The following is a 17624-nucleotide window of genomic DNA, read 5'->3' on the forward strand; positions in this document are numbered from 1 at the left end:
GAACAGCATGTCGATTTCACTCGCCGACTGGAAAGGCGTCCCGGCCCCCACGGTGCAAACCATCGAAGGGCGTTTCATCCGCCTGGAAAAACTCGACCCTGCACGCCATGGCGATGATTTGTTCAAAGCCCTGCAAGGCCCCGGTGCCGATCCGAAACTCTGGGACTACCTGCCTTACGGCCCCTTCCCGGAGCGCAGCGTCTTCAACGACTGGCTGAACAACCACGCGGCCAGCAGCGACCCGTATTTCTTCAGTGTGATCGACCGCGCCAGCGGCGAGGTCCAGGGCATTCTCAGCCTGATGTCCATCGTCCCGGTCCAGGGCCGCATCGAAATCGGCCACGTCACCTTCGGCGCCCCGATGCAGCGCTCGCCAAAGAGCACCGAAGCGGTTTACCTGCTGGCCAGGGAATCCTTTGCCCTGGGCTACCGTCGCCTGGAATGGAAGTGCAACAACGCCAACGCCCGATCCAAATACGCGGCTGAGCGACTGGGCTTCAGTTTTGAAGGGGTGTTCCGTCAGCACATGGTGGTCAAGGGCCAGAACCGTGATACCGCGTGGTACTCGATTCTGGATTCGGAATGGCCGGCGATTGGTGCGGGGTTTGAGCGCTGGTTGAGCGATGAGAACCAGAGCGATTCGGGGCAGGTGAAGACGTTGGCGGAATGTCGCGGGTAATCATCAGCGGCTATACGGACGTCTTCGCGAGCAGGCTCGCTCCCACATTGATCCAGCGTTTCTTCAGTGCAAAAAAAGGGGAGCACATGCCCCCCCGAGGTTTAAAGCGTTGAATCGAGGCTGTTAACTCAGCCTTCGATCTCGATCAGGATTTCGCCCGGGTTCACCCGGTCGCCCTTGGCCACGTGAATGGCGGTGACTTTACCGGCGATGGCAGCCTGGACTTCGGTTTCCATTTTCATCGCTTCGGTGATCAGCACGGCCTGGCCTGCCTTGACGGTGTCGCCTTCCTTGACCAGCACATCGACGATGTTGCCCGGCATGGTGGTGCTGACATGGCCCGGCGCGCTGGCCTGCTTGCGCTTGCTGCTGCCGCCGCCGACGAACTCGTTGAGCGGCTCGAACACCACTTCTTCCGGCATGCCGTCGATGGACAGGTAGAAGTGACGCTTGCCTTCGGACTTGACGCCCACGCCGGTGATATCGACGCGGTAGGTCTCGCCGTGAACGTCGATGACGAACTCGGTCGGCACGCCTTCGCCGCCCACCGAAGCCACCTTTCCGGCTTCCGGAATCGGCAACAGCACTTCAGGTGTCAGGGTTCCAGCCGCACGCTCTTCGAGGAACTTGCGACCGATGTCCGGGAACATGGCGTAGGTCAGCACGTCTTCTTCAGACTTGGCCAGTGCTCCGATATCGGCGCGCAACTTGGCCATTTCCGGCTTGAGCAAGTCGGCCGGACGAACGTCGATAACCTCTTCGCTGCCGATGGCCTGGCGACGCAGTTGCTCGTTCACGGTGCCCGGCGCTTTGCCGTAGCCGCCTTGCAGGTAAAGCTTCACTTCGTTGGTGATGGTCTTGTAGCGCTCACCGGCCAGCACGTTGAAGAACGCCTGGGTGCCGACGATCTGCGAAGTCGGGGTCACCAGCGGCGGGAAGCCGAGGTCTTCGCGAACCCGCGGGATTTCGGCCAGCACTTCGCTCATGCGATTCAGTGCGCCCTGCTCTTTCAACTGGTTGGCCAGGTTGGAGATCATGCCGCCCGGCACCTGGTTGACCTGCACACGGGTGTCGACGGCAGTGAATTCGCTTTCAAACTGGTGGTACTTCTTGCGCACGGCGTAGAAGTACAGGCCGATCTCTTGCAGCAGCTCCAGATTCAGGCCAGTGTCGAACTCGCTGCCCTTGAGGGCCGCGACCATCGACTCGGTACCCGGATGGCTGGTACCCCAGGCGAAGCTGGAGATCGCGGTGTCGATATGGTCAGCGCCGTTTTCGATGGCCTTCATCTGGCACATCGCAGCCAGGCCAGCGGTGTCGTGCGAGTGAATGAACACTGGCAGCGACTGCTCGGCTTTCAGTGCCTTGACCAGTTCGCCTGTGGCGTACGGGGTCAGCAGGCCGGCCATGTCCTTGATTGCCACCGAGTCGCAACCCATGGCTTCCATTTGCTTGGCCTGGTTCACGAAGGCCTCGATGGTGTGCACCGGGCTGGTGGTGTAGGCGATGGTGCCCTGGGCGTGTTTACCGGCGGCTTTCACCGCTTCGATGGCCACGCGCAGGTTACGCACGTCGTTCATGGCGTCGAAAATACGGAACACGTCGATGCCGTTGACTGCAGCCTTGGCAACGAAGGCTTTGACCACGTCGTCGCTGTAGTGGCGGTAGCCCAACAGGTTCTGGCCACGCAGGAGCATTTGCAGACGGGTGTTAGGCAGCGCGGCGCGCAGTTGACGCAGACGCTCCCACGGATCTTCTTTCAGGAAGCGTACGCAGGCGTCGAACGTCGCGCCGCCCCAGCACTCCAGCGACCAGTAGCCGACTTTGTCGAGCTTGTCGCAGATCGGCAGCATGTCTTCGGTGCGCATGCGGGTCGCGAGCAGCGATTGGTGGGCGTCGCGCAGGATTGTGTCGGTAACGTGGATTTGTTTGCTCATTGTTCTATTCCTCACAGGCCTGCGTGGGCGGCGATGGCGGCGGCGATGGCCAGGGCCAGCTCTTCGGGTTTGCGCTTGATCGAGTAGTTGGTCAGTTCAGGGTGGCTTTCAACGAAGCTGGTGTTGAACTGGCCGCTACGGAATTCCGGATTGCGCAGGATTTCCTGGTAATACGCGGCGGTGGTCTTGACCCCTTGCAGACGCATGTCGTCGAGGGCGCGTAGGCCACGGTCCATCGCTTCTTCCCAGGTCAGCGCCCACACCACCAGTTTCAGGCACATGGAATCGTAGAACGGTGGAATGGTGTAACCGGTGTAGATCGCCGTGTCGGTACGCACGCCAGGACCGCCGGGCGCGTAATAACGGGTGATCTTGCCGAAGCTCGGCAGGAAGTTGTTTTTCGGGTCTTCGGCGTTGATCCGGAATTGCAGGGCGAAACCACGGTGCTGGATGTCTTCCTGTTTCACCGAAAGCGGCAGACCGGAGGCGATGCGAATCTGTTCACGGACAATGTCGATGCCGGTGATTTCTTCGGTGATGGTGTGTTCCACCTGCACCCGGGTGTTCATCTCCATGAAGTACACCTCGCCCTCGGCGAGCAGGAACTCCACGGTACCGGCGTTCTCATAACCCACGGCCTTGGCTGCACGCACCGACAGGTCGCCGATGTAGGCGCGCTGTTCCGGGGTCAGTTGCGGGCTCGGGGCGATCTCGATCAGCTTCTGGTTGCGGCGCTGGATCGAGCAGTCACGTTCGAACAGGTGCACCACGTTGCCGAAGCTGTCGCCGAGAATCTGCGCTTCGATGTGTTTCGGATTGACGATGCATTTTTCCAGGAACACTTCCGCCGAACCAAATGCCTTGGTGGCTTCGGAAATGACCCGCGGGAATGCCTGTTCGAGCTCTTCGCGGCTGTTGCAGCGACGAATGCCGCGACCGCCACCACCGGAAGTGGCCTTGAGCATCACCGGGTAACCGATGCGGTCGCCTTCGGTCAGGGCCTCTTCGATGCCCGACACGTTGCCTTCGGTGCCCGGAGTGACCGGCACGCCGGCCTTGATCATGCTGCGGCGCGCTTCAGTCTTGTCGCCCATGCGGCGAATGACTTCAGCCGATGGACCGATGAATTTGATTCCGCGTTCGGCGCAGATCTCTGCCAGTTCGGCGTTTTCCGAAAGGAAACCGTAGCCGGGGTGCAACGCATCGCAGCCGGTTTCCACGGCCAGGTTCACCAGCTTGCGCGGGTTCAGGTAACCGGCCAGCGGCTCGGCACCAATGCTGTGGGCCTCGTCCGCACGCTTCACATGCAAGGCATGGCGGTCGGCGTCGGAATAGATCGCGACCGAGCGAATGCCCATTTCGGCGCAGGCACGCACGATTCGTACGGCAATCTCACCACGGTTGGCGATCAGGATCTTTGTTATCACTTGGAAATTCCCTTGAGCCGGTGGTACCCACGACCTGCTAGACCAGGTCGACGCGTGACCAAATGTTTCAATTTGGTCGCAGGTCCACACTAGCGCCCACAAGGGATTAACAAAAATGAATAATTATTGGGTCGCGCATAAGTAAAGACTTATAGTTGATTCACCAGCCAGCGACGAGAGTGACCAGATAATGCGTAAGTCATTGATGCGTATGACTTTACGGCAATTGCAGATCTTCAACGAGGTCTGTGATTTGCGATCCTACAGCCGCGCGGCTGAGGAAATGTCGCTCACACAACCTGCCGTCAGCCTGCAGATTCGTCAACTTGAAGAGCTGATTGGCCAGCCTTTGTTCGATTACGTCGGCAAAAAACTCTACATGACCGAAGCGGCTGAAGCGTTACAGCGGGCCAGCCGGGATATTTTCGGACGCCTGGAAAACCTCGACATGCAGCTGTCGGACATGCAGGGCTCGCTGCAGGGGCAACTGAAACTGGCGGTGGAATCCAGCGCCAAGTATTTCGTGCCGCACCTGTTTGCCGCCTTCAAACGCCAGCACCCGGAGGTGAACCTGCAATTAACGGTGGTCAATCGCGGCCAGGTCATTCGGCGCTTGTCGGACAACCGCGACGATCTGGTGATCATGTCCATGGTGCCTCAGGACATGGGCCTGGAATTCCTGCCGTTCCTGAACAACCCGATCGTCGCCGTGGCGCCACCGGACCACCCGCTGTGCCATATGGGGCCGCTGCGCTTGCAGGATCTCGAGCCCTACACACTGCTGCTGCGTGAGCCAGGCTCCGGGACGCGACTTGCGTGCGAAGAATACTTCAAAGAGAAACGCGTGCACTTCAACCAGACTCAGGAAGTCTCGTCTGCCGAAGCCCAGCGTGAATGTGTACTGGCAGGCTTGGGCGTTGCGCTGTTGACGCGCCACGCCCTGAACCTTGAGCTGGCAACCGGTGGGCTGATCGAGCTACCCGTCGAAGAGCTGCCACTGTTTCGCAGTTGGTGCCTGGTGCAGGCCAAGGCGAAACGCCTGTCACCGGTGGCTCACGCCTTCCTGGCGTTTATCCGTAGCGAACGGATTCAAATCAGCGCGCTGGTTGAGCGTTTCGACGGGAAGTCGAGGGAGTTGCCTGCCAGAAGTTGAGCTCCAACTCCGGAAAATCGCCAATTTCGGCCAGAAGCTGACGGCGTTCGCAGCGATCTTCAATGGCGCGGCGGAATTCCATGCGGCGCTGATCTTCTTGCTGGCGACGGGTTTTGACAGCGCTGTTGCGTTCTTCGTAAGGCATGGCCATTTCGAGTCTCCCAAGGCGAGTACGGGAGTTTCAAGATAGGCGCCGGGGATGACGGTTTGGCGGCTTGGGCATTACAGACTGATGAAACATGTGGCGTATTCAAAGACATCTTCGCGAGCAGGCTCGCTCCCACATTGGAATGCATTGCAAATGTGGGAGCGAGCCTGCTCGCGAATAAGGTCGGAACGACCTTGCGACGACATCAGTCGTCCAGCGCTTTCACCGACTTGGGCGACAATCGCAAGCTGCGCAGGCTGCGCTTGACGCTCTTGAGGTGGTTGACCAGGCTCGGGCCACGGGCCATGGCCACGCCCATCGCCAGCACGTCGATCACCACCAGGTGGGCGATACGCGATGTCAGCGGTGTATAGATTTCAGTGTCTTCATGCACATCGATCGCCAGATTGACCGTAGACAGCTCGGCCAATGGTGTCTGGCTTGGGCACAAGGTGATCAGCGAAGCACCGCTTTCGCGCACCAGGTTGGCGGTGATCAGCAGGTCCTTGGAGCGCCCGGACTGGGAAATGCAGATCGCCACGTCGGTTGGCTTGAGCGTCACGGCCGACATCGCCTGCATGTGCGGGTCGGAATACGCCGCTGCCGTCAGCAGCAAGCGGAAGAACTTGTGCTGGGCGTCCGCCGCGACCGCACCCGAGGCGCCGAAGCCATAGAACTCGACACGCTGGGCCTGGGACATGAGGGTCACGGCCCTCTGCAATTCCAGCGGATCGAGTTTCTCGCGAACCTCCATCAGCGTATGCAGGGTGGTGTCGAAGATTTTCAGGCTGTAGTCGGCGACCGAATCATCTTCATGGATCGCAAACTGACCGAAGCTCGCACCTGCCGCCAGGCTCTGGGCCAGCTTCAGCTTCAGGTCCTGAAAGCCGGAACAACCGATGGCACGGCAAAAACGCACGATGGTCGGCTCACTGATGCCCACGCTGTGGGCCAGGTCAGCCATGGAGCTGTGCATCACGGCCGCAGGATCAAGCAGCACGTGGTCGGCGACCTTGAGCTCCGACTTGCGTAACAGGTGGCGAGACTGGGCGATGTGTTGCAGCAGATTCAAAGGGCTGGACTCTTTGTTATTGGCAGGTGCCGGGGATGTAGCACGCTTGTAGTTATACTACATGAATTGGCTTTTTGCCTGCTCAATGCGTAACCGGATCCCTCGATTTCACGTGCCCGCGCTTCATGTAGCACTTCTGGTGCATGTCCATATGCGCCGGCTGCGCGTTTTAAAGGTCAAAAGCACCTTGAGGCATTAAATGGAACGACCAGGAACATAAATAGCTTCCTGGTCAGCTTGCAGCTTGCGCGTGCAGCAAACCCGCCAACGTCTCGGCCTCGACCGGGCGGCTGATCAAATAGCCCTGTACTTCATCGCAGCGCTCGGCTTTCAGGAATTCAAGCTGCTCTGCGCGCTCCACCCCTTCTGCCACGACCTTCAGCTTCAGGCCGTGAGCCATGGCAATGATGGCCCGGGTAATCGCCGCGTCTTCGCTGGCCTCACCCAGGCCACGGATAAACGCCTGATCAATCTTCACGTAATCCACGGGGATGCGCTTGAGATAGCTTAGGGATGAATAACCTGTACCAAAATCATCGATGGCCAGTTTCACCCCGAGATCACGCAACTGCTGAAAGGTTGCGATGATGTGTTCGACGCTGTCCAGCAACTGGCTTTCGGTGAGCTCCAACTCCAGGTAGCGTGGCTCCAGCCCGGTTTCCTCCAGCACTTGGCGCACCAGGCTGACCAATTTTCCCTGTCGCAATTGATGCACCGACAGATTGACCGACACCCGAATCGCTTCGAGCCCCTGTCGCTGCCACTCACAAGCTTGCCAGCAGGCCTGACGCAACACGAATTCGCCGATCGGGCCGATTAATCCAGTCTCCTCAGCCAGGCCGATGAAGTCCCCCGGCGGCACGCGCCCCATGGTTGGATGATCCCAGCGCACCAAGGCTTCGGCGGCATTCAACTTGCCCGTGGCAAGGCACAGCTTGGGTTGGTAAAACACCTTCAGCTGTTGCTCTTCGACGGCCCTGCGCAAATGGTTTTCCAGCTGCAAACGCTCCAGCGTGCTGGCTTGCAGGCTATCGGTGTAAAACTGGAAATTATTACCGCCCAAGTGTTTGGCGTGCTGCATGGCCATGTTCGACTGACTGACCAATGCCGATATTTCCCGGGCGCTGTCCGGCAACAAGCTGATGCCCATCGATGCGCTGACCACCAGTTCATGGCCTTCGATGGTGACGGGTAAACGCAACTTGCTCGCCAGACGAGTCGCCACCCGGGCCAGACTCGAAAGGTTGCCGTAGGAGTTGAACAGCACGGCAAACTCATCACCGGACAGGCGCGCGATGGTGTCCGCCTCAGGCAATGCATTCACCAGCCGCCGGGCCATTTTCTGTAATAACTGGTCGGCGACTTCATGCCCAAGGCTGTCGTTGAGTTGCTTGAACCGATCGAGATTGATGTGCAGCAATGCCAGGCTGCGATAACCGCCCTGTCGCACTCGTTGATGAGCCTCGCTGAGGCGTTCGCGGAACATCGAGCGGTTGGCCAGACCGGTAAGCTCGTCGTAATGGGTCAGATAGCGCATTCGCTCTTCGGATTCCCGGCGGGCGGAGAGATCAGCGAAGAAGCCGACAATATGGCTGACATTACCTCGGGTATCGCGCACAGCATTCAGTTGCAGCCATTGCGGATACATCTCGCCGTTCTTGCGGGTTTCCACCAATTCGCCCTGCCAGCTGCCTTGCTGTTCAAGCGCCTGATGTATTGCAGCGTAATGCCGACGCGCATCGCGACTGCATGGCAACTCAACGACATTGCGGCCGATCATGTCTTCGATGTCATAGCCGGTCACTCGACTGAAGGCTTGATTGACCGCGATCAGGGCGTAGTTCGGATCGAAAATCACGATCCCTTCACTGGCCGCTTCGAAAACGGTCGCCGCCAGTTGCCGCTGCTCTTCCAGGCCTTTGCTGACACTGATGTCGCGGCGAGTGCCGACCATGCGAATCACCCGGCCGTTCTCGGCACGCTCGACCGCCCGCCCACGGTCCTCGATCCAGACCCAGTGGCCGTCGCCATGCCGTACGCGATACTCGATTTGATAGTCCTCGGTGCGGCCCTTCAAATGCTCGACCAGCGCCCTTTTCAGCGCAGGAAGGTCCTCGGGATGAAGGCGCGGCTTGAGGTGCCGCAGTAGTGCCGTGACCTGGTCCGGCTCCAGGCCGAACAATTCCTGAATCTGCGTGTGATGGACTTCGTCGGTATGCAGATTCCAGTCCCACAATCCCAACTCGCTGGCCTTCAATGCCAACGCCAGACGTGCTTCACTCTTGCTCAGCGCCTGGTTGGCGGCGTCCAGTTCCAGGCTGCGCTGAGCGACACGGTTTTCCAGGTCGATCTGAATCTCCCGCAACTCGTCCTCGGCGCGTCGGCGCTGTTCTATTTCCTTGGCCAGCTTCTGATTAAGCTGATCACTGCAGCTTTGCGCCTGCTGCAAATGCTCGATCAGGGCCTGGTTCTGAAAGCGTCGCATCAAGCCGCGATCGATCAATCGATTGACCTGCCAGGCAACCACGCTCAATGCACCGAGCAGAATCAGCCCGAACCAGCCCCAACCTTGCTGCTGTTCGTCCCCCCCAAAAAACATATAGGCGATGGCCGGCAACAGGCAGGGCAAGGTAAAAGACAGAAAGGCCGGCAAACTGACCGCATAAGCCACGCTGGCCGAGAGCGCTGCGGCACCGATGAGGCCGAAGACCCAGGCTTGCTGAATGAAGTTGTCGGCGGGAGCCAGGGCGATGCCGGCACCGGCCAGGGTCAGGCCGGTGAGGCCCGAGCCCAGCCAAAACATCCGTCGCCAAATGGGATGGGCCTGACGATTGGGAATGGCCGAATCGAAGGCTGCGACCTGAATCACCCGCAATGCCACCAGAGACAACAACCACACCAGCCAGATACTGACCAGAAAATAGCGTTGCGGACTCCAGAGCAAACCGGCGCAGACCAAGCCGTTGATCAGCATGAACAACGTGGGCAGCAGCGAGCCCTGATACAACAGGCGCGTGCGTTCGACCGCCATTTCCATGGCGTACTGTTTACGAATCTCCCGGGGTTCCACAGTGGGGCCCGACAGGTCGATGCTGAGGGTCATAGGCGATGTTCTTGTTCTTATAATGATGAGCATGAGCCCGAAACTGCTCGGAGCATACACAAGCAATTGCCCGGACCAAACTGCTGCTGATCAATAAATCGCCAAATTTTTCAGCCGCCGAAGCCCCGAAAAACGCTGAAGACACGCCCCGCCAACGCCTGCAGCCGATGACCGACCGGTCGTCCTTCGCTTAACTTTCATCGGCTAAAGCGAAGCGGAGTTTGCCCGGTGTGTCGCGGCCCCCTAGAATGCCCTGATGCGCGATGATCTCTCCCTTCTGCTGAACTCCCTCAACGATGCCCAACGCCAGGCCGTAGCGGCCCCCGTGGGTCGTCAGTTGGTCCTGGCCGGTGCTGGTTCCGGTAAAACCCGAGTGCTGGTGCACCGTATCGCCTGGCTGATCCAGGTCGAAAACGCCTCGCCCCACTCCATCCTGTCGGTGACCTTCACCAACAAGGCTGCTGCCGAGATGCGCCAGCGCATCGAGCAGTTGATGGGCATCAACCCGGCCGGCATGTGGGTCGGCACATTCCACGGCCTGGCGCACCGCTTGTTGCGGGCGCACTGGCAGGAAGCCGGGCTGAGCCAGACTTTCCAGATTCTCGACAGCGACGACCAGCAACGGCTGGTCAAGCGGGTGATCCGCGAGCTCGGTCTGGACGAACAGCGCTGGCCGGCCCGTCAGGCCCAGTGGTTCATCAACGGACAGAAAGACGAAGGTCTGCGTCCGCAACACATTCAAGCCAGCGGCGACCTGTTCCTGGCGACCATGCGCGGCATCTATGAGGCCTACGAGGCCGCCTGCCTGCGCGCGGGGGTCATCGACTTCTCCGAATTGCTGCTGCGCGCCCTCGATCTGTGGCGCGATCACCCAGGCCTGCTCGCTCACTATCAAAAGCGCTTCCGGCACATCCTGGTGGACGAATTCCAGGACACCAACGCCGTGCAGTACGCCTGGTTGCGCCTGCTGGCCAAGGGTGGCGACAGCCTGATGGTGGTGGGTGACGATGACCAGTCGATCTACGGCTGGCGCGGCGCGAAAATCGAGAACATCTACCAGTATTCCGAAGACTTCCCGGACGCCGAGACTATTCGCCTGGAGCAAAACTATCGCTCCACCGCCGGCATCCTGAAGGCTGCCAACGCCTTGATCGCCAACAACACCGGGCGCCTGGGCAAAGAGCTGTGGACAGACGGCGGCGACGGCGAAGCGATCAACCTGTACGCCGCCTTCAACGAACACGATGAGGCACGCTACGTTGTCGAAACCATCGAAAGTGCGCTGAAAACCGGCTTGTCTCGAAGCGATATTGCGATTCTGTACCGCTCCAACGCCCAATCGCGGGTTCTGGAAGAGGCCTTGCTGCGCGAGCGCATTCCCTACCGTATCTATGGCGGTCAGCGCTTCTTCGAACGCGCCGAAATCAAAAACGCCATGGCTTACCTGCGGTTACTCGAAGGACGGGGCAACGACGCCGCACTGGAACGGGTCATCAACGTGCCGGCCCGTGGCATCGGCGAGAAAACTGTCGAAGCGATCCGCGATCATGCGCGCCACAGCGATGTGTCGATGTGGGAAGCGATGCGCCAACTGGTAGCCAACAAAGGCCTGACCGGTCGTGCGGCCAGTGCCCTTGGCGCGTTTATCGAGTTGATCGAGAACCTCGCCGCCAAGTGCATGGAAATGCCGCTGCACCTGATGACCCAGACCGTCATCGAGCAGTCGGGGTTGATCGCCTATCACGAAGCGGAAAAAGGCGAGAAAGGCCAGGCCCGGGTAGAAAACCTTGAAGAACTGGTCAGCGCCGCCCGCAACTTCGAAAACAGCGAAGAAGACGAAGACCTGACGCCGCTCGCGGCCTTCCTCGGTCATGCGTCGCTGGAAGCCGGCGATACCCAGGCCGACGAGCACGAAGACAGCATTCAATTGATGACCCTGCACAGCGCCAAGGGCCTGGAGTTCCCTTACGTGTTCCTGGTGGGCATGGAGGAAGGTCTGTTCCCGCACAAGATGAGCCTGGAAGAACCCGGCCGCCTTGAAGAAGAGCGTCGTCTGGCCTATGTCGGCATCACCCGGGCCATGCAGAATCTGGTGATGACCTACGCCGAAACCCGCCGTCTGTACGGCAGCGAGACCTACAACAAGGTGTCGCGCTTCGTACGCGAGGTGCCGAAAGGCCTGATTCAGGAAGTGCGCTTGTCCAACAGCGTCAGCCGTCCGTTCGGTGGCAACCAGTCAATGAGTGGCAGCAACCTGTTCAGCGGCAGCGAGATTCCGCAGACCGGCTTCAGCCTGGGTCAGACTGTGCGCCACTCGATCTTTGGTGACGGCGTGATCCTCAACTTCGAAGGCGCCGGGGCCCAGGCCCGGGTGCAGGTGAACTTCAGCGAAGGCAGCAAGTGGCTGATGCTGGGTTATGCCAAGCTGGAAGCCGTTTAAGGAAACGCTGGATGCTTTTCTGTGGGTTGATCTGACTAAAGGCGCTAAAACATGGGCTCAGGCTTTTTTTCTTCCTGGACATTCTGGGCCCTGTTATCGGCGGCGTTCGCGGCGATGACTGCCATTTTCGCGAAAGTCGGCATCGAAAACGTCAATTCCGACTTCGCCACCCTGCTACGTACAATAGTGGTATTGGTCAGCCTGGCCTTGATTTTGTACGCCACGGGCCAATATCAGTCATTGGGATCGATCACAGCCAAGAGCTACCTGTTCCTGCTGTTGTCGGGCCTGGCCACCGGTGCATCGTGGATCTGCTATTTCCGTGCACTCAAGGTCGGTCCGGCCTCACTGGTCGCTCCGGTGGACAAACTCAGCGTGGTGCTGGTCGCCATACTGGGCGTGGTTCTATTGGGAGAAAAACTCGATCTGCGTCAATGGGGCGGAATCGGTCTGATCACGGCCGGGGTCGTCATGCTGGCGCTACGACGCTAGGCGAACGCCCTACAAAACTTATCCACTCATCTGACATATCAAAGTCCAAAGGCCCTATTGCGCTGACTGAAGCTGAACACGACCTGTCAGGCAAAAGCCCGAAACACTCTGCCGCTAGCCAGTAACACTTCAGCTGTGCAACATGGCGCGCGTGCCTTCCACAAATGGGAATTCCCTTTATGAAACGTTTTCTTAGCATCGCCATGGCGTTGTGCATCGGCCTGACGATGAGTCTCGACGTCAATGCCGCCAAGCGCTTCGGTGGTGGCAAAAGCGCAGGCGCTGCGCCGACGCACCAGACCAGCCAGATGGCTCCTTCTTCTCCAGGCATGGGCGGCGCCGCGGCGACCGCTGGTGCTGCCGGTGCCGCTGGCGCCGCTGCCAAGGCCGGTGGCGCTTCGCGCTGGCTCGGCCCTCTGGCCGGTATCGCGGCTGGTGGCCTGCTGGCATCCATGTTCATGGGTGACGGCTTCCAGGGCATGCAGATCTTCGACATCCTGATCATGGCCGTCATCGCGTTCCTGGTCTTTCGCTTTATCGCCGCCCGTCGTCGCAAGCAGCAGGAGCATTACGCTCCGGCCGGCCACGCGCCGATGCAGCGTGAAGCGTTCGAACAAAAGCCGGCCGGCGGTTCGATCTTCGGTGGTTCGGCTGCACCCGTTGCCGCTCGTCCGGTGATCAATGCGCCAGCCTGGTTCAACGAAAGGAACTTCGTCGAAGCGGCACGCAATCACTTCCAGTCCCTGCAACAACACTGGGACGCCAACGAAATGGACAAGATCGCCGAGTTCGTCACTCCGCAAATGCTGGACTTCCTCAAGCGTGAGCGTGCTGACCTGGGCGACGGTTTCCAGTCCACCTACATTGATAACCTCAACGTACAACTGGACGGTGTGGACGATCGCGCCGACAAGACCATTGCCACCCTGACTTTCACTGGCGTGTCGAAAACCTCGCGTTTCGACCAGGGCGAAGTCTTCAGTGAAAGCTGGAACATGGAACGCGCCCAGGGCGAAAACCAGCCTTGGCTGGTGGCCGGTATCCGCCAGAACGGCTGACCACCCTCCGCGTTTCACTTGTTGTAAACAAACCCCAGCCCCGGCTGGGGTTTTCTATTTCGCGGTTGCATCTATAGCGAGCTACTGTATAAACCGCCCCATATAAACCGCGCCATACAAGCAAGAGGATCCCGGACGTGGAAGAAATCATCGAACAACTGCGTGAAGCCAACGAACCGGTACCGGTCCCCTTGGAGTTACCCGACGAAGATCAACTGGTAGAGGTCGAAGAAGAACTCTTCATCAATATTCCATTCGTTTTCAAGGAATTCCTGCTGACTGTCAGCGATGTGGTTTACGGCAGCCTTGAACCGGTGACCGTCACTGACCCGCAATCGCATACCTATCTGCCTGATGTGGCCGCAAATGCCTGGGACGCTGGCGTACCACGCGATCTGATCCCTATCTGCCAGGACGGCGACAACTACTACTGCGTCGAAGAGGACGGCACCGTAGTGCTGTGGTCGGGCGAAGAAGAGCTGATCACCGAAGAGTCCTGGGAATCCGTATGGCACTGGGCGCGGGACGTCTGGCTGGAAAGCTGATCCAGTCAATGCCGCAAGGTGGTCAATGCCCGGACGACTCTTTGTGATTGTCGAGGGTTTCCAGCAACGCCACCTGCATCCGCGTGTGCACACGAATGAACCAGCGCCACAGCAGCGCCGCCACGGCGGCCGCAACCACGGCGATCAGTACCAGCAACTTGTTGGTCGGCAGAATACTGGCCGACAAGGCTGCCAGCAGCAAAAAGATCACCAACAGCGACAGGATCGGGATCACCTCGGCGATCACCCGGCGCACTCGCTGCGTGTGGCGCCCGGCCATCTCTGGCTTAACGCCCATTTCCGCCAGCAACATCGACAGTGCTTTGAGCTTGCGGTACGCCGCAATCAAAAAAGGCAGCGACAACAACAGCGCCCCGCCCCAGATCAACGCCTTCTGCCAGCTCGGCTCGCTGATCCAGCCTTGCAGGTAAGCCGACATGCGCTCGGCGAAGAACGCACCCGACAAGAAGATCGCGATCACGAGCGCCAGATTGACTCCCACCTGCAGCAAAATCCGCCGAATCATGGATGCCAGTAACGCGCCCTCACCCTGAGGCTGGATGCTGCGCAGCCATTCGCCGTACATCCCCAACACCCGCCCCAGGCGTTCCGGCATGGCGCCGGCGAGCTTGATAGACAATGGATCCGCCGCGCGGATCAGATAAGGCGTCAGCAAGGTCGTGATCACCGAAACCGCCACAGCCACGGGGTATAAAAAGTTACTGGTGACCTGCAACGTCATGCCGAGTGCCGCAATGATGAAAGAGAATTCGCCAATCTGTGAAAGCCCCATCCCGACTCGCAGCGAGGTGCGTCCGTCATTGCCGGCGATAAACGCACCAAGGCCACAGGACAACATCTTGCCGAGCACCACGGCTACGGTGATTACGGCGATTGGCCAAGCGTATTGAAGCAGGATCGCCGGATCGAGCATCAGCCCGATGGCCACAAAGAAAATCGCACTGAAAAGATCGCGAACGGGTTCAATCAAGCGCTCGATTTTCAGCAGTTGCCGGGATTCAGCCATGATCGCGCCGATCAGGAACGCCCCGAGAACCATGCTGTATTCAAGCTTGACCACCAGCAGGCAAAAACCAAAACACAGGCCCAGCACGGTAATCAGCAGCATTTCGTTGCTCTCGAATCTGGCCACGTAGGCCAGCAACCGCGGCACCATCAGAATGCCGATGACCAACGCAACGATCATGAACAGCGACAGTTTGCCGACTGTAGAAAACACTTCGCCTGAGCTGACCGTACCGCTGACGGCGATGCTGGACAGCAGCGCGATGATGCCGATGCCCAGAATGTCTTCGACGATCAGCACACCGAAAATCAACTGCGCAAATCGCTCGTTCTTCAACTTCAAGTCGTTGAGTGCCTTGACGATGATGGTGGTCGAGGAAATCGCCAGGATCGCGCCGAGGAACAGTGAATCCATGGTGTTCCAGTCGAACCAGCGACCAATCTCGTAGCCGATCCAGATCATCAATACGATTTCCAGGAACGCCGCGATGAATGCCGTGGCACCGACCTTGAACAACTTGCGCAGGCTGAACTCCAGGCCCAGGCAGAACATCAGGAATATCACGCCGAGTTCGGCCAGGGTCTTGATGGTTTGTTCGTCATGGATCAGGCCGAATGGCGGGGTGTGCGGGCCAATGATGAAGCCGGCGACGATGTATCCCAACACCACCGGTTGTTTCAGGCGATGGAAAACCACGGTTACCACACCTGCGATCAACATGATCACTGCCAGATCCTGAATGAAACTGATGGCATGCATGGCGTGAGACTCCCTGGATGGCATTGCTATTGCTCGACCCCCGGATGCAGGAAAAGTCTGATCGAGCAGAACAAAAATCTGGATTGCGCGTAGGAGATGCCCTTGAGACAGAGCTTTTTTGCAGGGTAACACCGCGACTTCTGGCAGAAAGGCGGTGCAATATATGGAAACAGATCGATCCGGCGTGACGGCGACTCCGCACCCGGCGTCCCGATAACTGTTGGTTTGAAAAAACCGCTGAGGCACCCGCAGAGGTGCATCCCTCAAACCTGGCCTTGACCCGTGAGAATGCTATGGAACCCGGAAACGCCCAGCTGTCGATGACGGTATTGATGACCCCTGACATGGCCAACTTCTCTGGCAATGTTCACGGCGGTACCCTGCTCAAATACCTCGACGAAGTGGCCTACGCCTGCGCCAGCCGTTATGCCGGCCGCTATGTGGTGACCCTGTCGGTGGACCAGGTCATTTTCCGTGAGCCGATCCATGTCGGCGAACTGGTGACCTTTCTGGCCTCGGTCAACTACACCGGCAACACCTCCATGGAGGTGGGCATCAAAGTGGTGACCGAGAACATCCGCGAGCGCTCGGTGCGTCACACCAACAGTTGCTTCTTCACCATGGTTGCGGTGGACGACCAGCGTAAACCTGTATCGGTACCACCGCTGCAACCGCAGAACAGCGAAGACAAGCGCCGCTATATGCAGGCCCAACAGCGCCGGCAGATTCGCCAGGAACTGGAAAAGCGCTATCAGGAAATCAAGGGCGACGCCTGAATCCTGTCGTGACGCCAGCCCCCATCGTCGGATCGCCGCCCGGAGCAGGCTCGCGATGGGGGCAGCGCTGAATCAGAGGCTGATCGAGGTCGCCTCGAACCGCACCCGCGGATGGGCAATCCGGTCCTGGGCCCGAACCAGTTCCAACTCGTAGCTGGCACAGGCCTGGGTTTCCAGCAGCACTTCATGCACTGCCGACGCCGCGAACTCGAACGCTGCGACCAGGCTGTCTCCCAACAGCACACGCGCCAGGAACAACCCGGACGTCAGATCGCCCACCCCAACCGGTTGACGCGGAAACGCCAGCAACGGGCGCTGCAAATGCCAGCTGCCTTCGGCCGTCACCAGCAGCATTTCGAAGACCTCTGCCGGTTTACCGGGGTAGTCCAGATGCTTGACCAGCACCGCTTTCGGGCCGCGCGCCAACAATGTACGCGCCATGGCCAGGCAATCGAACAGCGATTGCGGCTTGCGCCCCGAGAAGCTGTCCAGCTCCAGCTGGTTCGGGCACATGAAGTCCGCCACGGCGGCGGCCTCTTCCAGCAGAAAATCACTGACTTCCGCCGGAACACTGCAACCCTTCTCCGGATGCCCCATGACCGGGTCACACAGGTACAGCGCCTTGGGATTCATCGACTTGATCCGCTCCACCCCCGTCAGGATCGCCCGGCCCTGGGCCGCACTGCCGAGGTAACCGGAGAGCACCGCATCGCAGTTACCCAACTCGCCAATCGCCGCGATGCCTTCGACCAGGTCCGGAATCTGGTGCGGCGCCAGCACTTCACCGGCCCACTGACCGTACTGGGTGTGATTGGAGAATTGCACGGTGTTGAGTGGCCAGACATTCACCCCGACCCGTTGCATCGGGAAAACCGCGGCACTGTTGCCGGCGTGACCAAATACCACGTGGGACTGGATAGCGAGCAAATGCGGTGTACGTTTCATGCGGTGGATTTCCGTAAAACGATTGAAATTCTAGCCGCGCAGTATGCGACTAAACGCAGCCTG

The 17624-nt window shown here is 59.3% G+C and carries 14 protein-coding genes; 7 read left to right on the forward strand and 7 right to left on the reverse strand.

Features of this window, described 5'->3' with window-relative positions:
• Positions 1 to 7: 7 nt before the first annotated feature.
• Positions 8 to 679: a GNAT family N-acetyltransferase gene (locus tag PMI31_RS12185; protein ID WP_008018312.1), complete on the forward strand. Its 672-nt coding sequence runs from the start codon at positions 8 to 10 to the stop codon at positions 677 to 679.
• Between the two features lie 128 nt (positions 680 to 807).
• On the opposite strand, the gene oadA is transcribed toward PMI31_RS12185, so the two are convergent.
• The gene (oadA, locus tag PMI31_RS12190; protein WP_008018313.1) at positions 808 to 2616 is read right to left on the reverse strand and encodes a sodium-extruding oxaloacetate decarboxylase subunit alpha; all 1809 of its coding nucleotides are present in this window, start codon (positions 2614 to 2616) and stop codon (positions 808 to 810) included.
• Positions 2617 to 2627: 11 nt separating this feature from the next.
• Positions 2628 to 4043: an acetyl-CoA carboxylase biotin carboxylase subunit gene (locus PMI31_RS12195; RefSeq protein WP_007971702.1), complete on the reverse strand. Its 1416-nt coding sequence runs from the start codon at positions 4041 to 4043 to the stop codon at positions 2628 to 2630.
• Between the two features lie 190 nt (positions 4044 to 4233).
• On the opposite strand from PMI31_RS12195, the gene PMI31_RS12200 reads away from it, so the two are divergent.
• The gene (locus PMI31_RS12200; RefSeq protein ID WP_008018315.1) at positions 4234 to 5196 is read left to right on the forward strand and encodes a LysR family transcriptional regulator; all 963 of its coding nucleotides are present in this window, start codon (positions 4234 to 4236) and stop codon (positions 5194 to 5196) included.
• On the opposite strand, the gene PMI31_RS29915 is transcribed toward PMI31_RS12200, so the two are convergent.
• The 3 genes from PMI31_RS29915 to PMI31_RS12210 all read right to left on the reverse strand — a co-directional run bounded on the left by PMI31_RS29915 (position 5138) and on the right by PMI31_RS12210 (position 9519).
• Positions 5138 to 5347, reverse strand: coding sequence for a PA3496 family putative envelope integrity protein (locus tag PMI31_RS29915; protein ID WP_008018316.1), 210 nt, complete (start codon positions 5345 to 5347; stop codon positions 5138 to 5140). The genes PMI31_RS12200 and PMI31_RS29915 overlap by 59 nt on opposite strands.
• Positions 5348 to 5549: 202 nt before the next feature.
• Positions 5550 to 6416, reverse strand: a complete 867-nt coding sequence (gene hexR, locus PMI31_RS12205; RefSeq protein WP_007954250.1) for a transcriptional regulator HexR — start codon at positions 6414 to 6416, stop codon at positions 5550 to 5552.
• Between the two features lie 232 nt (positions 6417 to 6648).
• The gene (locus PMI31_RS12210) at positions 6649 to 9519 is read right to left on the reverse strand and encodes a putative bifunctional diguanylate cyclase/phosphodiesterase (RefSeq protein WP_008018317.1); all 2871 of its coding nucleotides are present in this window, start codon (positions 9517 to 9519) and stop codon (positions 6649 to 6651) included.
• A gap of 256 nt (positions 9520 to 9775) precedes the next feature.
• On the opposite strand from PMI31_RS12210, the gene uvrD reads away from it, so the two are divergent.
• From uvrD to PMI31_RS12230, 4 genes are all read left to right on the forward strand, one after another.
• Entirely contained in the window at positions 9776 to 11959 is a 2184-nt protein-coding gene (gene uvrD, locus PMI31_RS12215; RefSeq protein WP_008018318.1) for a DNA helicase II, read from the forward strand.
• A 51-nt stretch (positions 11960 to 12010) separates the two neighbouring features.
• The gene (locus tag PMI31_RS12220) at positions 12011 to 12451 is read left to right on the forward strand and encodes an EamA family transporter (RefSeq protein ID WP_008018319.1); all 441 of its coding nucleotides are present in this window, start codon (positions 12011 to 12013) and stop codon (positions 12449 to 12451) included.
• 179 nt (positions 12452 to 12630) lie between these two features.
• On the forward strand, positions 12631 to 13509 hold the full coding sequence (locus tag PMI31_RS12225) for a Tim44 domain-containing protein (RefSeq protein ID WP_008018320.1): 879 nt from the start codon (positions 12631 to 12633) through the stop codon (positions 13507 to 13509).
• Positions 13510 to 13646: 137 nt separating this feature from the next.
• Positions 13647 to 14054 (forward strand): SMI1/KNR4 family protein, encoded by a 408-nt coding sequence (locus PMI31_RS12230; RefSeq protein WP_007995855.1) that lies wholly within the window; start codon positions 13647 to 13649, stop codon positions 14052 to 14054.
• A 22-nt stretch (positions 14055 to 14076) separates the two neighbouring features.
• Here the strand turns inward: PMI31_RS12230 and PMI31_RS12235 are convergent, their stop codons facing one another.
• On the reverse strand, positions 14077 to 15840 hold the full coding sequence (locus PMI31_RS12235; protein WP_008018322.1) for a cation:proton antiporter: 1764 nt from the start codon (positions 15838 to 15840) through the stop codon (positions 14077 to 14079).
• 293 nt (positions 15841 to 16133) lie between these two features.
• Here PMI31_RS12235 and PMI31_RS12240 point away from each other — a divergent pair, with 293 nt between their 5' ends.
• Positions 16134 to 16616, forward strand: a complete 483-nt coding sequence (locus PMI31_RS12240) for an acyl-CoA thioesterase (protein WP_008018323.1) — start codon at positions 16134 to 16136, stop codon at positions 16614 to 16616.
• Positions 16617 to 16688: 72 nt separating this feature from the next.
• Here PMI31_RS12240 and pdxY read toward each other — a convergent pair whose 3' ends face one another.
• The gene (pdxY, locus tag PMI31_RS12245) at positions 16689 to 17561 is read right to left on the reverse strand and encodes a pyridoxal kinase PdxY (protein ID WP_008018324.1); all 873 of its coding nucleotides are present in this window, start codon (positions 17559 to 17561) and stop codon (positions 16689 to 16691) included.
• Positions 17562 to 17624: the final 63 nt, after the last annotated feature.

This window comes from Pseudomonas sp. GM55, assembly GCF_000282395.1.
Taxonomy (GTDB): domain Bacteria; phylum Pseudomonadota; class Gammaproteobacteria; order Pseudomonadales; family Pseudomonadaceae; genus Aquipseudomonas; species Aquipseudomonas fluorescens_CC.